Annotated in this window: 13 protein-coding genes; 1 reads left to right on the top strand and 12 read right to left on the bottom strand. The window is 51.5% G+C overall.

The annotated features are described in order from the left end of the window. Positions 1-186 precede the first annotated feature (186 nt). The 7 genes from cas4 to cas3 form a co-directional block, all read right to left on the bottom strand. Positions 187-798, bottom strand: a complete 612-nt coding sequence (gene cas4, locus AC0QHF_RS09345; RefSeq protein WP_324703934.1) for a CRISPR-associated protein Cas4 — start codon at positions 796-798, stop codon at positions 187-189. 355 nt (positions 799-1,153) lie between these two features. Beyond that, entirely contained in the window at positions 1,154-1,966 is an 813-nt protein-coding gene (cas6, locus tag AC0QHF_RS09340) for a CRISPR-associated endoribonuclease Cas6 (RefSeq protein ID WP_324703933.1), read from the bottom strand. Positions 1,967-1,970: 4 nt separating this feature from the next. Next, positions 1,971-2,594: a hypothetical protein gene (locus AC0QHF_RS09335; protein WP_324703932.1), complete on the bottom strand. Its 624-nt coding sequence runs from the start codon at positions 2,592-2,594 to the stop codon at positions 1,971-1,973. A gap of 14 nt (positions 2,595-2,608) precedes the next feature. Continuing rightward, a complete protein-coding gene (gene cas5d, locus AC0QHF_RS09330) occupies positions 2,609-3,334 on the bottom strand; it encodes a type I-D CRISPR-associated protein Cas5/Csc1 (protein WP_324703931.1) in 726 nt (241 codons plus the stop codon). Positions 3,335-3,339: 5 nt separating this feature from the next. Further along, entirely contained in the window at positions 3,340-4,353 is a 1,014-nt protein-coding gene (gene cas7d / locus AC0QHF_RS09325) for a type I-D CRISPR-associated protein Cas7/Csc2 (RefSeq protein ID WP_324703930.1), read from the bottom strand. An 89-nt stretch (positions 4,354-4,442) separates the two neighbouring features. After that, positions 4,443-7,913: a type I-D CRISPR-associated protein Cas10d/Csc3 gene (gene cas10d / locus AC0QHF_RS09320; RefSeq protein WP_324703929.1), complete on the bottom strand. Its 3,471-nt coding sequence runs from the start codon at positions 7,911-7,913 to the stop codon at positions 4,443-4,445. Positions 7,914-8,102: 189 nt separating this feature from the next. After that, entirely contained in the window at positions 8,103-10,283 is a 2,181-nt protein-coding gene (cas3, locus tag AC0QHF_RS09315; protein WP_324703928.1) for a type I-D CRISPR-associated helicase Cas3', read from the bottom strand. Positions 10,284-10,381: 98 nt separating this feature from the next. On the opposite strand from cas3, the gene AC0QHF_RS09310 reads away from it, so the two are divergent. Beyond that, positions 10,382-11,263 (top strand): helix-turn-helix transcriptional regulator, encoded by an 882-nt coding sequence (locus AC0QHF_RS09310; RefSeq protein ID WP_324703927.1) that lies wholly within the window; start codon positions 10,382-10,384, stop codon positions 11,261-11,263. Here AC0QHF_RS09310 and AC0QHF_RS09305 read toward each other — a convergent pair. From AC0QHF_RS09305 to AC0QHF_RS09285, 5 genes are all read right to left on the bottom strand, one after another. Beyond that, positions 11,260-12,690 (bottom strand): ABC transporter substrate-binding protein, encoded by a 1,431-nt coding sequence (locus AC0QHF_RS09305; RefSeq protein ID WP_324703926.1) that lies wholly within the window; start codon positions 12,688-12,690, stop codon positions 11,260-11,262. The two genes, AC0QHF_RS09310 and AC0QHF_RS09305, sit on opposite strands and share 4 nt — an antisense overlap. 76 nt (positions 12,691-12,766) lie before the next feature. Further along, positions 12,767-13,531 carry a DUF4079 domain-containing protein gene (locus tag AC0QHF_RS09300; RefSeq protein ID WP_324703925.1) on the bottom strand — a complete coding sequence of 255 codons (765 nt, stop codon included), beginning with the start codon at positions 13,529-13,531 and terminating at the stop codon, positions 12,767-12,769. A gap of 164 nt (positions 13,532-13,695) precedes the next feature. Continuing rightward, complete coding sequence (locus AC0QHF_RS09295) at positions 13,696-14,178, bottom strand: orange carotenoid protein N-terminal domain-containing protein (RefSeq protein WP_324703924.1); 483 nt, start codon at positions 14,176-14,178, stop codon at positions 13,696-13,698. A gap of 160 nt (positions 14,179-14,338) precedes the next feature. Further along, positions 14,339-15,142, bottom strand: a complete 804-nt coding sequence (locus AC0QHF_RS09290) for a TIGR03943 family putative permease subunit (protein WP_324703923.1) — start codon at positions 15,140-15,142, stop codon at positions 14,339-14,341. A gap of 75 nt (positions 15,143-15,217) precedes the next feature. Then, positions 15,218-16,348: a CAP domain-containing protein gene (locus AC0QHF_RS09285; protein WP_324703922.1), complete on the bottom strand. Its 1,131-nt coding sequence runs from the start codon at positions 16,346-16,348 to the stop codon at positions 15,218-15,220. Positions 16,349-16,819 lie beyond the last annotated feature (471 nt).

The following is a 16,819-nucleotide window of genomic DNA, read 5'->3' as shown; positions in this document are numbered from 1 at the left end:
TTTCAGATCGCTTGGGAATCAATTCCCAAGCTAACAGCGAAAATCCTCTAAAGAGGATTGCGGAAAGATCTATTCCAAAATCGAAAACAAGAGAATAAAAACAATTTTCCCAGTCCACTTAAGTGGACTTTCGCTATTAGCCTTGAAATTCATTTCAAGGCGGGTATCCATTCCCAGCTTGAATCTTCAATCCTCCTCCCGATACCGCATCACCTTCTCCATCGCCCGGGGCAAACATTGAGAAAAAAGACTGCATCCTTGGCAACGGGGCGAATAAGAAGCAAGAGGAACAATATCCGTCGAAAACAGCTTGATTACCGTTTCCAAAGTGGCGATGGTTTGCCGTCGCAATTCCGGAGAAATTGTCACCTCCTGACGCTGATGGGAATGGGCGTAATAAAGATAACCCATCGGAATCGATTGTCCCGTCATTTCCTCCAAGCACAAAGCCTGGGCGCAAACCTGCAATTCATCGTTGTCCCATTCTCCTTTTTTACCCCGCTTATATTCCACCGGATAAAGCTGTCCGTTTTCCGATTCAATCAAATCCGATTTACCAATTAACCGATAGGTTTCCGACTTCAACCAAACCGCCCGAACCTGCCAGATATCATCCCGGTTTCCTTCGCCAAGGGTGTGGACGCGATCGTGTAAACTCGTCCCTTCTATGGTATATTGATTTTCCACAAATTCCCCCGCGCAAAACATTCGCCAGCAGCGGTGCGGGCAGTAGGCGTACTGATTGAGAGACGCGATCGGGATGTAGTCGAAATCATCAATTTGAGCGTTATTTTTCATGGCGTTAATCCATTTAATTGCGGTGAAGATCCCCCTAAATCCCCCTTAAAAAGGGGGACTTTGAATACTTTCCCCGCTTAACAAAGGGAACTTTGAACATTTTCTCCCCCCTTATTAAGGGGGGCTGGGGGGGATCTCCGACTGTCATCGGAGAATTTATATCCCCAAAAATTTTCCTTAACAAGGGGAACTTTGAACATTTTCTCCCCCCTTATTAAGGGGGGCTGGGGGGGATCTCCGACTGTCATTAGAGGATTTATATCCCCCTAAATCCTCCTTAACAAGGGGGACTTTGAATATTTCCACCCCTTGGTAAGGGGGACTTTCATTGATAAATCACTCCTCAAGAAAACAGTTAAAGCCGCCTTGCCATGCCCATTCCCATCGTGGTTTTGCGTCCGATGCCGCAGTAAAGGGCGTAATTTGCCAAAGCGTTCAGTTGCTTGATTTGCACCGGATCGATATCCCCAAAAACGCGATAGCTAATTTCTCCGATACAGCCAATAAATTTACTTTTAATATCGGCAGTTATTTCGGTGCGGATATTGAAAAAATTGGGGAAGATGCTATCGAAAGGAAGTTCGCCGATTTCGATGCCGCTGTATTTGTTCCAACGGCTGCGAATGCTGTTGAAAACCGATTCGGCGGTGGGCAGGGAATTGTCATATTTTCCCTTCCGAAAAGCGGTGGGGGTGGCGAGGGCGAGGGAGAGGATAGAATCGCGATCGCTCGATTGTTCGTAAAGTTGCAAATAGGGGCAGGCGTTCGCCCAAGGTTGGCTGGGTTGGGGGGTTCCCAGGATGCTAGAAATTTTCAGATCCGCCGATCCGAGATGCCAGGGGCGATCGGGGTTGAGGTTCAGCCACAGGTGAGAAAGTTGGCTGAAAATGTTATCATCCAAGAGGGTAATTCGCCACCAACAGGGCGTTCCGGGGGGGATGGGTTTTTGATAGTCAACCCGGAGAATGCGATCGCGTTTCGGCTGGCTCAGTTGTAAGTTACTGAGAGTAAAAGCTTTTTCGGTGGGGGAGTCGTGGAGGTAGTTGCCGAGATCGCGATCGACGGAGGTGACGAGGGTGAGAAACAGGGCGTGCAGGTGGCGCCCACTCAGGTATCCGGGGGAGATGGGGGAGACGGGGGTGAGGTTGAGAACGAGACTGTATGGCATGGCTTTAACTCCTGGAATATTCGGCAATCATCGCTTGAATTAAGATTCGCATCAACGGATCGAGATCTTCGGGAACTCGATAACTATCCAAGCCTTGTTGGATCTGTTTACTCTCTCGATTTAGTCGCCCAAATTGCCAAATATTTCCCGTGGTGACAGCCCCAATTAATATCGGGTTATCGGGGGTTTTATCCCAGCGATCGAGGGCGATCAGTTCAGCGATCAGTTGAGTGAATCCGTAAGTCAAATCTTCCCGTTTGGCTTCGATCACCAACAACTGATTTTGGGTTCGCAGTAAGTAATCTAAAACGCCTTGCAGTTGCGGTGTCACTTTCAACGGATATTCGATCTTCAGAGATGCTTTGGTGTAGTGTATTAAGTCTAACACGACTGGGGAAATCAGCACTTCTCGGCGGGATGCTTCGCTGGTGAGACTGACGTAAGGCAAAACTTCTTCGATGCGCGATCGCAGGTTTTCTAGGCGATCGAGTTCCCCGGAATATTGGGGCAAATTTAGGCGCGATCGTTCCAGGGTATAGCCGAATTCTTCCGCCAGATCTTCGGGATCGATTTTGAGTTCAAATATCTGGCTGAAGGTGTAGGGGCGATCGCGATCGAAGATGGGCATTGTTTGTCCTCCGGTTAATTTGCCCTAAATCGATATCCCATTTCGGCGGGAATGCTGATTTTTATTTTGGGGTTTTCGGGATGCTCGGCTTGATAGTAATTGCCGTGAATTTGTGCATTTTGAATCAAGCTGACGGGTGGCATATTAATCACATCATAGCGAATCACCTGATGGGAAAACATGACATCCAATGGATTCAAGGGATAGGAAACGGTAAACCAGCCATTTTTTGGTTTTGGATCGAGTAATAGTTTTGATTTTACTTCACCTTTACTCGCCCATTTTCCCAGCCGCACCCAGCGGGGAATCGGGATCTGATTTTTCGAGATAATAAAAAACTCGAAAATACTTTCTGGGGCGATTTCCTTCGCTCGCCCGTAGCTGGGTATATTTTTCTGGGTTTTCTCCATTTCAACATGGTAGCGGTTATCCGCATATTTCCAAGTATTGAGAACGGAACTATGGGAGATGGGACGGGCGGGGGTGACATAGATTCCCCGTTCGTTTAAGGGGGTAAGGTGTTCCTCATATTGGGGAACTTGTTCGCCACAAAAATAGCGATAGGAACAGTCTTCTGAAACCGTGGTGGAATAGGTTTCGCTATCCACCAAACCCAAAGCGTAGGATAGGGCGTAGTTGTGCAACACGGGTTCGGTTTCGTACAGTCTCCCCAGTTCTCGGGTTGCAAAATAGAGACTGTCATGCAGTTCTAATTCGCAGCGATAAATGTTGATACTCATGGGGTTTATTTGGCTTTTGCAGTTGATTTAGTTTTCTTTTTGATGTGTTTTTCTGCATAGGCTTTTGCTTCGCGATCGGCTTGTTCCAAAATTTGCTTCATTCCGGCTTCATTTCCGGTCAGGGTTTTGACCTCGTTTAACAGGGGTGTAAAGTCGTCGCCGATAAAGTCGGTGTGGACAATAAATTCTTCGTTCATCAGTTGCGCGATCGCACTTTCTGCGGCTTCTATCACGTCGTTTTCATCCAGCGGATCGATGGAACCGAGTTTATTTTCGACTTTCAATTGGTCGTAAATTGCCTGAGTCCAGCGCAGATTGCTGACAATTTCTCCGTCTGCAAATACCACCCCGATCAATTCGTTCCGCAGGCGGCCCGTGCGGGTGGTTTGTGCGCCGTAGTGGCGGGTTCGCAGGATGTTATTGAAGACATAAAGAAAACTCGCCTCGGTCGGATCTTTGAGGGTGACGATGCTGGGGAAAAAGACCTGGGGTTTGATGTGATCTTGTTGGTTAATTCGACTGGTGACTTCCCCCGGATTTGAGCCTTTTTCTCCCTTGGATGCCATCGTACCGTTTTCGTAGGGTGCGTTGAGGGTAAAGGTTTCGTGGGATTCGTCGAAAGCGGTAATTGAAAAGGCGGTATCGACGACAACTTTCGATTTTTCCGAACCCGAATCGCCGATCGCGAATCCGTAAATAATACAGTCGGGGTTATTCATGGCAAAAGAAACGTTATATTCGCATTCTTCCGCCGTCATCAATTCATATTTTCGCAGCAATTCACGACCGACCAGGCGTTCCGGCGTGGACTGTTTGCGCTTGAACATGGTCAGGCGGCTGATGGGGGTGCGATCGCCAACTCCCGCACGAACTCGCGCCTTATTCAGTTCGCCGTCGGTTTGAAATAGGGGATAGGATTCGGTGATCCGAACCGTGAGAAAATGGACATATTTTCCCATCGGTTTGTAGGGAATTTCGGCGTGGAAAAATTTGGGATCGACAGTTTTCAAAATTGCCATTGTTTGACTCCAAAATAATGATAGTTTGCTTGGGTAGCACAGGCATCCTGCCTGTGAGGGACAAGCTAGAAGCTTATCCTACCAGTGATTTACTCTTCTTCTTGAGAAGATTCAAGCACTTTTCGGTTTTCCTCATCGTCCGCTAGGCGATAGAGAAACTCGCAGGTATCTCGAATTAGGTTTATTTGACGGCCTGCCAAACGAGCGCGATCGCCTGCGAAAGACTTTTCAAAAACTTCGAGTACAAAATACCGCGCAAATTCTATAATTGCCTGCCGTTCTTTATCCCGTTCCTGATAAGTGAAAATCCAGCGACCTTCGGCGGTAGAACTGTGAACCCGATCCATGAGTTTGAACACTTCCGCCGCCACTGCCATCACCAACGCCTCACCTTGAAAAACACTCGATTCGGCTTTCAGTATTGTTTCGGAGGCGATATCAATCGGTTTTAAGACCGCATTCGATTTGGGATTATATCGCTTGTTGGCGCGGTAGAATTTGCGATAGAGTTCGGTCAATTTTTTCGGGTGATTCAAGGGTGATTCTTCTCCCATTGTCCATGTCTCCTGTTGAAAATTATACTGTGAATGGGGGTCAAAACAGGGATAAAAATGATAGGCGTAAAGTCGAATTTTTTCGATCCTCGCCGTATCAATTCCCTGTCTCCGCACCCATTCTTTGAGAAAGCTAAAAACATACAGCGGACTGGTGGCGATGTTGTTGGCTAACTCGGTGAGTTTCCCCCAGTTGGCATCGTAGCCAGATTTGCGCTGTCTGGCGTTGACATCCAAATGAATGGCGTAGGCGGCGGTGAGAACATTCAGGGGTGAGGGATAGAATTGGTTGTTTTCTTCCCACCCTTCCAGAATGTAATCCAGGCGGAAGCGATCGCGGTTTGTCAGCAGTCGAAACGCCAGGGGTGCGCTGTCGAGAAAAACGCTTTCCTCGAATTCTGCGCCGTCGTTAAATGGGGGAATTGGCGACTCGGAAACCACGGTTTTGACATCTAAAATAAGTGGAAATGACAGCGCCAACCAAGTTGGCATCACCCAGGATTCCGTGTCCGTTCCCTCCCGTCCCGGCGGCAATGCCATAAAGTAAAAGGTCAGGGGTTTGTCTTCCGGATAAGACAGTTTGAAGGTGCGATCGCTTTTTCGATTCGGGTCGCCTTCGGGTAAGTTTTTATGGGTTTGCAGATCTTCGTCAATGATAAATGAATCGACCTGCTGATAGCGATCGCGCTCAAAATTTGCCTCCAGTTTTTCATTGATAAAATGGTTGCGGAGGCTGGAATTAAATCTAGTTTGGGCAATATTATTGTATGCCTTTTGCAAAAATTTGTTGGTTTCCGGGGTAAAATAATAGGTGGGGTAAAAGTACAGATAGCGATACTTGCCATCCTCGAATTTTTTCCCCACCGCTTGGGTTTGGTTCATCAAAATCTGTCTCAGCATCATTTCGACTCCCGCAATGCTGGAAATATTCCGCTTGGCGTTCGATCCCCCCAGCATTTGCTTGTTGGTGTAAACCTGCGGGGTAAATAAAACCGCAGATTCCATCTGTTCCGTCACGGTATAAGCCGAGTGGGAAACGGAACAAATAAGCTGTTTTCCCCGTCCCGACTTTTTGGCGAATTGATAGCGATCGAGTTCATCTAAAAAGATGTCGGCATCCTGTTTTTTTTGCTGCGATGTGGCGGGTAACATCACCACTCGCCGCACCCACTCCCGCAGATCGTCCCAACCGTCGGGGAGGGAATATTGTCGGATGATGGGTTGCATCAAACCGGCTAAATATTGAATCAGTTCTTCGCAAAGCGATCGCACATCTTCAATTCCCGGATTGTTCTGCAAGTATCGAGATGCCAAATAGTACCACTCGTAAGGAACTCCCCCGGTGTTCCCCTTGAGTTTCTGTTCTTTCAGGCTTTCATTAATTCGCTGAAGGTGGCGAACTTGGGGGAGGTATTCTTTCAGTTCCCAAAATTCGGAAACTTTGACGATCAAATCTTCGGCTTGGAGTTCCACCGGGGGAAGTTGGGGACTCGATTTTTCTTTTTTTCGTTCCTTAATTAAGGCTTCTATTTTCTCGACGCGATCGCCCCAAATTTTCCGGCTGACAACATCCCCAAATTCGGCGATCTGATCGATGCGGATATCGTCGTCAAAACTGAAACTGAGATCGGCGGGAAGAACGCCACGACGCTGAAACTCAGTTAAATTATCGCTGCGACTTTTGGCGACGGATTTCTTTTTGGGGTTCAAAATTCGCAATGTCGCTTTTAATGCCACTGTCATCAATCCGGCTTCGTCAAAAAACTGGTCGTAATATTCGGCATATTTCATCCCCTTTCCATCCCGTCCAAAACCCGTTTGGGTATCGATCAATCGATTGCCACAAAGTTGTTTGATATTGGCGATCGCACGTTCGGGGATATCCTCAGTTTCGATGGTTGGCGCGTCTTTTTGAGCCAAATAAATCGCACCCGTGGGGAGGTATAGCAAGGGTTCGTAGTAAGTTTCTGTTTCGGAGTTCAAACAGGTGTGCGCTTCAATTAATGCGTTGTTGACAACGTTGGTTAAAACGCCTCGATTTTCGGAAATGCTGTGATAGGTGAGTTTTAATTGTCCGTCGCTGAGTTGGTGAATCAGTTCGTTGAGTGTCTTATGTTCCGCATTCTGGGGATGTTTGATCACCGATGCGAATAAGTCCGCCAAACGGGTGAGATCGGAGAGTTGACGCAACGTGCGATCGCGCAATGTCGGATTTAGTCCGTATTCCGACAGGTTTAAATTGGTGTCTTTTTTTCCCTGCGCGTTGTACGCCACATAAAGCAGATCGTCGATATATTCGCGCCAGTTTTCCGGGGTGTCGGAACAGATCAGGCGATCGAGTCCCAATTCTAGAACAATGATTGCAATGATTTCTCGATGTTCGTCAACGGAGAATTTGCGAATACTTTCACTCCGTTCAATACTGGTTTTGATCTCCCGATAACGTTTTGGCATTTGGGGAAATAGGCGATAATCAAATTTCTCGAAGTCGTGGAGAATGAATCCGCCAACCAATATCCGCCGTTCCTGTTCTCTCACCACCCGCTTAACCGTCGTGTCGAATTTTTCGAGACGCTGTTCGATTAAGTTGGCGGGAAAAATACCATTTAAAAGGTGAGTGTTTAAAGATTGATCGCCAGCATTGTCGCGACGGACGTTTTCTTTTCCCCGCTGGCGATCCAATTCGTCAAAAAATTTGCCACCTTTCGCCGTCACTCCGATCGCAACCCGCAGCAAATTGGGAAGGACGTATTCCCCAAAGTCCGCCATGACGCGATCGCCTGGATTTTGTGCCACAATGGCTTCCCGCAATAACTTCAGCGTCAGCAGTTCCGAGGTTTTCGGTTCTAAGGTGCGATCGCTGGGTTCAAAATTCAGGTCTAACTCTTCATCGTCTAACCAGTCATCATCGGAATCGTCGATCATCTCTGATGGCGAATGATCCTGAATGTCAAATAAAGAGAGTTGTTCCGCTTCTGGATCGGATGATTTGCGTTTTCTAGCCATAATTTATGTCTCCAAAGAATCGAGATATTCAGCAGTTTTGTTTCATGTAACCCCCCACTCTTGTAAAAAGGAATCAATTTGACTTCGGAGTTGATGTTTGAGAGTCTTCATTTCGCGATCGCTCATGATTGATTGCTGCTTAAACTGTTCAAACTGACCGGGTTCTGATCCCTATGAGGGATGCCATTCCTACACAATCCATGTCTCGTCTCCTTTGGGTTTCAGCCAATGGGTGAGGGTGTCGAGTAATAACGCCGACTGTCCGAACGCGATCGCATAGGGGGCCGCGGCGTGGACGGCATCCCGATCGCCGATGGGGTAAATTTGAAAGTGCATGGGTAAACGCAGGCGGACTCTGGCTTCGGTGACGGGGAGGCGGAGGACGTAACACACCAACGCCTGACGCTTCAAACGCTTGTTGATATCGGCGATCCAGGGGTTTTCCGGTTGCCAAACTTCAATCCCCGCGAGGACTTGGACTTTCCACCCGTCCGCGATCGCCTGCAAATCTCCCGGATAAATAAACTGCCAATTTAACCGTTCTTCCCGATATCGCAACAGTTTCATAAAACCCAAACAATATTCAAAACGGCTTCTGGGAATGGGGGTTTCCGTGCGGGTGGCGACATCTTTCCGCGTTTTTAAAAACTCCCCTTTCGTCATCGGCTCGATGTCCAAATTCCCCAAGATTCCCGGCAAATCGTAAGTTTTGAACCGTTCGCGTTCGTCCGGTTCCGTCAGGTCGTACAACCCGCACTGGAGGGGACTCGAACCCCGAAAACTCGTCGCCTCTTCTACAATGGGATTTCCCGTCTTGTTTCCGGAAAACTCTCGCCACTCCTCCCCCCATTTTTTCATCTCACCTATAACTTTTCCCAAGTGGGTTTCAAATACCGTCTGACAGTCTCGCTTCAAAGCCTGGGCGCTCCCCTGATACTGTCGCTTTAAGTCGGGATGGTTTAACTGCCGACACAGCATCGCCGACTGTACCGCACCCCAGCGACGATAATATCCCGCGAAGTTGTTGATTTTTTGGTAATTGTCGATAATCTGACCGTTGAAAAAGATGCGATCGTAAATGCCTTCGGCTGCCAACGGCGGCGGATCGATCGCAAACAGCCGCTCGACCAAAAACTTTGGAACCAATGCAAAAGCCGTAAATTCTGCAAATTTCACCCAGTTCCCATTTTTGAGATATCCCTCGTGTCTTCCCAAACGTCCCAACCGCTGGATGAAGTTCCCGGCATCGGCCGATTCAAAAATGAGGAAATTAATTTTAAAGTCAACGCCGACATCGATGGTGCTGGTTCCCAACACCAGATCGGAGGAGAGCGATCGCGCTTTTTCTGTCTTTCCAGATAATCCCGTATTTTCCCCGACCGTCAATCCTTCGGGTTCAAATAAATTTCTGAAAAATGGCACTAACCGCTTGACGGATGCGATGGAATTGAGGATTATCGCCCCTTTACTGCCGGGATTCTGCAAAAATTGATTCAGGATGCGATCGCCGTTCTCCCTCAACCAGGCTTCGGAAGCTCCCGCCGTCGGTTCCAACCCTTCAAAGTTGAGTCGAACCGTCCGCGTCACCTGCCGCCATCCTCGGGATAATAACTGTCGTTCCTCTTCGGCGGTGTCCGGAAACTGATATTTCTGCTCCCGAACCGGATCGATAAGTTTGATTCGGAAACCCGCCAGATGCAATTTTTCCGGAAAATTTTCATCCGGTGTCGCCGACAAAAAGAGAAACTTTTTCCGGCGGTTGGTATTTTTAATCAAAAGTGCGGTATTGATGACGCTGGCAATTTGCGGGGCGGAAAATAACCCGAACTCATCAAAAACGAACAAGTCAAAATCCTTGTCAATCCGACCCCACAGCTTATCGGGATTGTCATTTTTCCAGGTATAGGCTCCCCGGTGCAGATAGTGCAGCATATCCGGGTTCGTCAGCAAAATTTCCGACTGGCCGGCGCGGGTTGCGATCGCCGCGTCTTTTCTGATCTGATTACTTTCAGAATAAGCCTCCAACTCCGCACTACTCAGGCGCACAATTCGCGGTTCCGAAGACGGTTGGAACTGTTCGATATAACCCCGGATGGCAATTTCCTGATCTCGGGCGAGTTCGTTGGTGGGATAGCACCCCATCACGCAACAATCGGGGGATTCAAATGTGTCCAAATAGGCGGGTAAGGTTTTGCCGTCCCCCGTCAAAGCAGTATCGATCGCAACGTCGATATTCGGGTCGCGAATGGCTTTCACGGTTTCCGCCTGATGCCAGGATAAACGCCAATCTGGGGGCAATTTCACCCGGGGAATATTCCCATCCGCCGGACAGGAGAAAACGGGTTTGAGGATAATGCTGGTGTCGGACATGGGTTAATTTTTGTGTCCGTATAACGTTGATATTCCCGATTCTATCCCCCAAAATTGGAATCAGCAAGATAGTTTACTGGTAAAGTGTCCGTACAAATATGAGTCGCAAAGGCCGCACCGTCACCCTGTCCCTGTCCGAACGGGATAAAAGCGAATTGGAAGCTCTCGCCCTGGAATTTGGCAAAAAATGGGGCGATCGCGCCAATATCTCCAAATTGGTAGAAGCGATCGCCCGCCACCAACTCCAGATCGCCCCCAATCACGATTGGTCCGACGCCCGCATTCAAGCCCTGGAACGAGCCCGGAACGATGCCATCGACGCGGGCCACCTGGAAGAAGCGATCGCCATCGCCAAATTATTGCGCGATCGCGGCGAGCTCTCGATCCCCCTGCGAACCCAAATCGAAGCGTTTCTGGGCAACCCGCCCCCCCCCTGGAGGCTGGAAATCGACCGCCATATCAAACGCCGAGAGCCCTTTCAACTCCTCTACCAGGACGCGATGGGCCGTCCGTGGCAATTTACCGTCCGCCACGCCGAAATCGTCCCCCACGAAGAACGCCAGTACCTCGATTGTTGGTGTGACGAAACCGAGGGAAACCTGGATATCGAACCGCTGCGACACAATTGGTGTTTGCGGCTCGATCGCATCCCGGAAGCGGCCGTGCGTCCCGTATCCGGCCCGTGGCGACCCGACCTCGATCGCATTTCGGTGGAAGTGCACTTACACAATCGCCTCGCTTTCTCCTACAAAACCCGATCCGCCGACGAAAGCGAAACTTGGCTGGAGGAGAACCCCAAAATCAAACAAGTCCACCGCCGCATCTCCAACACCTATTGGTTTGTCCGGGAAGTCCTGCAAAATGCGCCGGATATGGTCGTCATCTCCCCCGAATCCATCCGGGAAGCCGTCCGGGAGAAAATCCGCGAAAAAGTCCGATCGCTCTGCCACCACTACGACATCGACATCCCCGAACCCTAAAGCCCCTCCGAAACCGGGACGAAATCGTAGCCGAAGCCCGATCGCCGCCCCGGTTCCACCCGCACCAACTGCACCGCCTGATTGCGATCGCCCGAAGCCAAAAACCGGATCGTCCCCGTCGCCCCCTCGGCCGAAAAGCCCGGGTCCGAGAGCGCCTCCTGCACCCCCCGGCGGGTGGGATTTTCGGCGATCGCGGCGATCAAAGCCTCCGTCGCGTCGTAGGCCATCGCCGTGCGCCAGTTCACGTCCCCCCCCCACAACTGGCGCGCCGCGCCGGGAAATTCCGAACTCGGAACGGCCAGGACGTGCCAGGGCACCGCCACCACCATGTCCTCGCTGTCCCCCCCGACTTTCAGGGTTTCCGGCTTGTAGAGGCTGTCTCCGCCCAAAATCGGCAATTCCCCGCGATTGACCCGCACCACCTGCAGCGCCGGCTCGATTGTTGCCGTATTCGCCGCCAAAACGATGACTTCCGTCCCCCGCTGTTTGGCTTCTTCGTAGGCTCGAAAGGCGTTAAAATTCGGGTCGGCGAGGTCGAACTCGGCCACCACCTCGCCCCCGTCCCCATAAAGGGCGGTGGTGAATTCATCTTTGAGGGAGCGGCTGTAACTGCTCTGGCCATTATAAAAAACCGCCGCCCGCCTCAATCTGAGGCGCTCGATCGCGTATTTTGCCAGGGCATTTCCCGTGAAGCGATCGCTCGGGACGGTGCGAAAAATATAATCCCCCGCCGTCGATAACTCCACTGAGGTACTCGTGGGGGTGATCGCCACCAATTCTCCTTCTTCGTACACCGGCGCCGCGGCCCGGGTGACGTCGCTGCCGAAATGCCCCACCACCCCCAATATGTCCGACTCCTCCACCAGGGAAGCCGCCACTTTCGGAGACACTTGAGGGCTGTTGGCGTCGTCCGCGACGACCACCCGCAGGGGCACCCCACCGATGCCGCCCGCCTCGTTGACCTCGTTTTGAGCCTGGGCGACCCCCCGCAACATCTCCTGGGCCGCATTTTCCGCCGTGCTGACGGGGACGGAAACGGCGATCGTGTAGGCCTTGCGATCGCCGATGCGGGCATTATTCAAGTAAATGAGCGCTTCGGGATCGTTGCGATTGTCCTGCAAAGACGCTTCAAATTGCGCGATCGCGCGATCGTAATCCCCGGCGGCCAACGCTTCGATCCCCCCCCGCTTCGCCGCCGACGTCTGGCCGGACACCAACAGGCGATCGCCCCGACTCACCGAACCCGCCACTTCCCCGGCATCGGGTCGGGGAGAGGGTTGGGATGGGGAGGTTTGGGACGAGTCGGGGATATTTTCCGGCGTCCCGGACTGCCACCGCATGAACGCAAAATAACCGACGGCTAACAATCCCCCGGTAATCAACAGGGCGACAATCAGAATCAGCGTTTCGTTCTTTTGTTGAGACATGGGATAGGCGCGATCGCGAATCAAACCGATGACCGCAGTTTAGCAAATCCCGTTTCTTTCCGGCTGAAATGCCCATTTATTTTGGGGTGGATTGGGAACCGATCGCCATCTCCGGCGCCCGGGGCCGATTCGACTCCGACCCGTCCGGACAGGTCTGGTTGGCCCAGTCGCACTTTCCGAGGTGGTCGCTCTGCCAACTCAGGGGAATTTCGAGCAAATCCCGGGAACCGGTGAACCCCTGCCCCACGAACAGCAACAGGGCGACGCAGTTGAGGGCAGTGTGGGCGATGCGCCATTTTTTAGATTTGTAAATATCGGGGACGATCGCCAACGACAACACCATCAACAGCGCCGCCAAAATGCCGTAATAATAATGGGAAACATACCACTCATAGCCCCGGCGAAACACCCCATCTTGCATCCCCAAAATCACCAACCCCGCCCCCGTCAGCGTGGCAAAAACCCCCCGCCACAGGGGTTGATTCGGTTTCGCCCTGTAGAGAAAGACCAGAGAGGCGATCGTGGCAACAAACATCAAAATGACAAAGATCGCCTCCGGCATTTTTTCCGGGGAGAGCTCTTTAAACACTCCCTTGAACGCGACGGAATAAGCCAGGGCGACCAGGGTGATGCCGACCACCCACCCCGTCAGCCAGCGGCCCATCTTCAGGTGTTCGGGTCCCACCATCGGGGGGATTTTACTCTTGCTCCCGCGTTCGGCCGTCTGCACCCGGCGCTGGCGGGTTTGCCAAGCCATACTGGTGACAATCCCGATAATGGGAAAAACGACAACGACAGCCAGAAACGGATGAATCAGACCCATCCAATCCATAAATTTCATCGGCACCTCCACGGGGGAACAGTTTCCTACAGTTTAAGCAAGAAATGCCGATTTAAAATGATTTTTGCCTGAGAAATTCATGAACAATTGACGATTTCCACAAAAAAACCCCCCGTGCGGGAGGGGGGAACGGGCGGAATGCCCGCCACTGTCGTCTTTCCGGCTTAGATCTCGGCGCCGGGTTTGGGGGCGGCACCGCCGGCGGAGACGGCGTTCCGCAGGAACGTGATCTGTTGGTCAAAACTCAGGCTTTCTACCGCCGCCAGCAGGGTTTTGGCATTTTCCGGCAACTGATAGTTTTCCGGCATGGGGACAATCGCCCCTTCTTCCATTCCCTGAGCCAGACGATACCAAAACAGCAATTGGGTATTGTCGCTCAAGGAGCCGTATTCGCGACCAATTTTCGTGTCGGCTTGGCGGAGAAGATTCCGCTGAACTTCCAGTTGTTCTTCCTGGGAAAGTTCTTTCACCTGATTATATAACCCTTCCGCGATCGGCGGTTCCGCCGCGCCGGGTGCCGCGGGTGTGATCGATTTGCCCATCTTCTCGTAGATGTACCACAGCAGCGCCAATTGAGTATCTACGCTCAATCCTCTAAATGTGGACAATACTTTCTCTTGATTGTCTTTTAACTGGGCAAAAGTCATAAGGATTTCTCCTTTTGTTGCGTCAAAGTTGGAAATTTAAAATCACGATTCATTCCGATGACTTTTTCCAACCTTGTTACAAATCTTAATAAACTTTCCATCCGAAACTCATCCCCCTCTAGGAGGAGATGGTCTAGAACGAAGAAAAACGGAGACGAGATCAATACTCGTAAGGGTTGCGAGGTTCCGGAATCGGCGTCAATCTGAGGGCTTTTATCGTGAGTCGGCGCTCGTTATTGAGGACTTGGGTGGTCATTTCGCCTTCAACTTGCAGCCAACTGTCCTGGGGGTAAGGCGCCCGGTTGTTGTCGGGAAGCAGGACGGGGAGGCCCACCGGATAGGCGTCGGCGGCGCAGCAGGTGATCACGAATCGGGAGATCCAGATGTAATTTTTGGGGAGGGAGGGGGGATAAATCACGAAACCGGTGACATCGACCTTTTGGCCTTTGTAGGTATCGGGTTCGGGGTTGACGTTGAGGAGTCGCACCCATTCGATGAGTCCTCGCTCCTCCGGTTTGGCGGCGGTGCGGAATTCCTGGGGTTCGAGCCGCGTCACGGGGAGGGATTCCGTCAGACCCCGCTGCAGGGCTGTATGGCTGCCGAAGGTGCGGGGGGTGATGAGCAGGCCCATTAGCGCGGCAATCAAGAGTAGGGCGGTACTCCAGCCTTGGGGAAACAGGGTGATGTGATCGAGGGACTGCCGGGCCGCGAGTTCGGGGTTTTTCCGAGAATTTTGCCACAGTTCCCAAGCCCGGAACCCTCCCAAAATGAGCAAACCCACCCCACCAAAGATGGTGAGGCCGAAGTAGTTGGGGTGGATGAGGATGTTGAGTTTTCCGGTGATCCAATATTTCAATAATAAAAAACCCCAGGCCGCGATCGCCAAAGCGTCCAGCCAGGGCGAGTCCAGCCAGAGTTGCAGGCGAGATAAAACGGAAGTCAGGGGCGATCGGATGCGGTTCATTTGAATTGGGGTGTGTTCGGTGGGGTGTACTCAGTGGGGAGGGGGGGAACCTCATTTCGCAACCCGTTGGGTATTTTAATCGTAATACCAATCGGGATGGTCGATCAAAGGGGGGTCGTTATTGAAGTTGCCTGCGTTGTGATAGGTGCAGCTCAAAAAATAACCTTCGGGCCAGGTGCGATCGCTTCCGGGCCAACTGACCGGACCGCGATAAACGCCGCAACCGATCGCGGTACTTTCCCGCCACACCATCTGGGTATAATGGCCGCAGACACCGCTACAGGCTTGGGTGCTGTGGTTGTAATCCTCGCGTTCGTCGTCCCAACTGGTGACGCTGCTGACCACCGGAGACACCACCGAGCGATCGCTTCCCCCCGACCATCCCAAATTTTCCCCCAGTTTCGCCGCCCCACCTTGCAAGCCGGTGCGACTGCCGAATTGTTGCTGCCGCCAGGTGTTTTCGCTGTGGCCCTGAGCGCCCCGGGTTTGGTCGGCCCACTGTTGCGCGATCGCCGCGGCGTCGCAATTCCACGTCACCGCCGGCAATGGGGGCAATCCGTCGGGGACGTGGCGATCGGCATCTTTGCGGGAGCGGTTGTGTTCGAGCAAAATTTGCTGGATTTCGTCGCGGGTGAGATCGGAGGTGCGGGTGGCACAATCGGGAATCGGAATGGCGCCGGGATTACCCCGATAGCGGTTGTAGAATTCCGCCGCCGTGCCGACTTGGGAAACCGCCATGTCGTTATCGTCATCTACGGGTTGCGGGGAGTCTCCGGTGGAAGTGGCAGAGAGCGTGTACCATCCCGAACCGCTATCGTCGTAAGCGTTCACGACCAGTTGATAGGTTCCATCCATTGGCAAAGTGACGGTCAGTTCGGAATTGGTGGTATTCTCATTGCGATCGTCGTTCGAGGCCACCAGGTTGCCCTCGGGGTCGATGACGGCCAAAACGGTGTCAAAATCCGAACTTTCTAAAGTGATGGAGATGGACTGGCCGGCCCGTCCTTCAAATTCGCAAATATCGTACAAACTGCCGTCGGATTCTAAAGTGCGATCGCCGCTCTGTAGTTCGCCGCTGCAACCGTAGGAAAAACCTCCCCCACCGCCTCGGATGGGTTGAGCCGCGCCGATCGCCCCCCAACTGAGACAAGCCGCGATCGCCACAGATGTCGCACTGAGAAAAACAAAGTGATATTGCCGTCCCATGAGTCTGACCCTTCCTTGTATATTGACTTCAATTCAATTCCAACATTAATCTCAATTCTATCCCCTTCCGTATATAGCCATCGGAAATCATTCCCCCCAAACCCCCAATTCTGGGGGCTGTGACCCGATTGGGTGTAGGAATGAGTGGACATCAGTAATTCGTTGGATATGCTAAAATCATCAAAATGCACCCAAGTAGATACGAGAGGACTCTAGACATTCTCAAAGAATCTGGATTGATCGGCTGTATCAGTGCCGAGCCAAACCTTTCGACTCATTATAAATCTGTTATTCAAGAAGAACTAGACTCTAAATATGATCATCGTTGATACGGGATTTTGGGCTGCTCTATTCAATGATAAAGACCAATATCACAAAAGTGCGAGACTCTAGCTATAGCACTGTGCGCTGGCATAGTTACACAGGGGAGAAATCAGGAAACCCCAGAATTTCTCTCTCCTCTCTCCTCTC

The organism is Lyngbya sp. CCY1209 (genome assembly GCF_055795065.1).
Note: the sequence above shows the minus strand (reverse complement) of the source record. Positions and strands in the feature narration are given on the sequence as shown.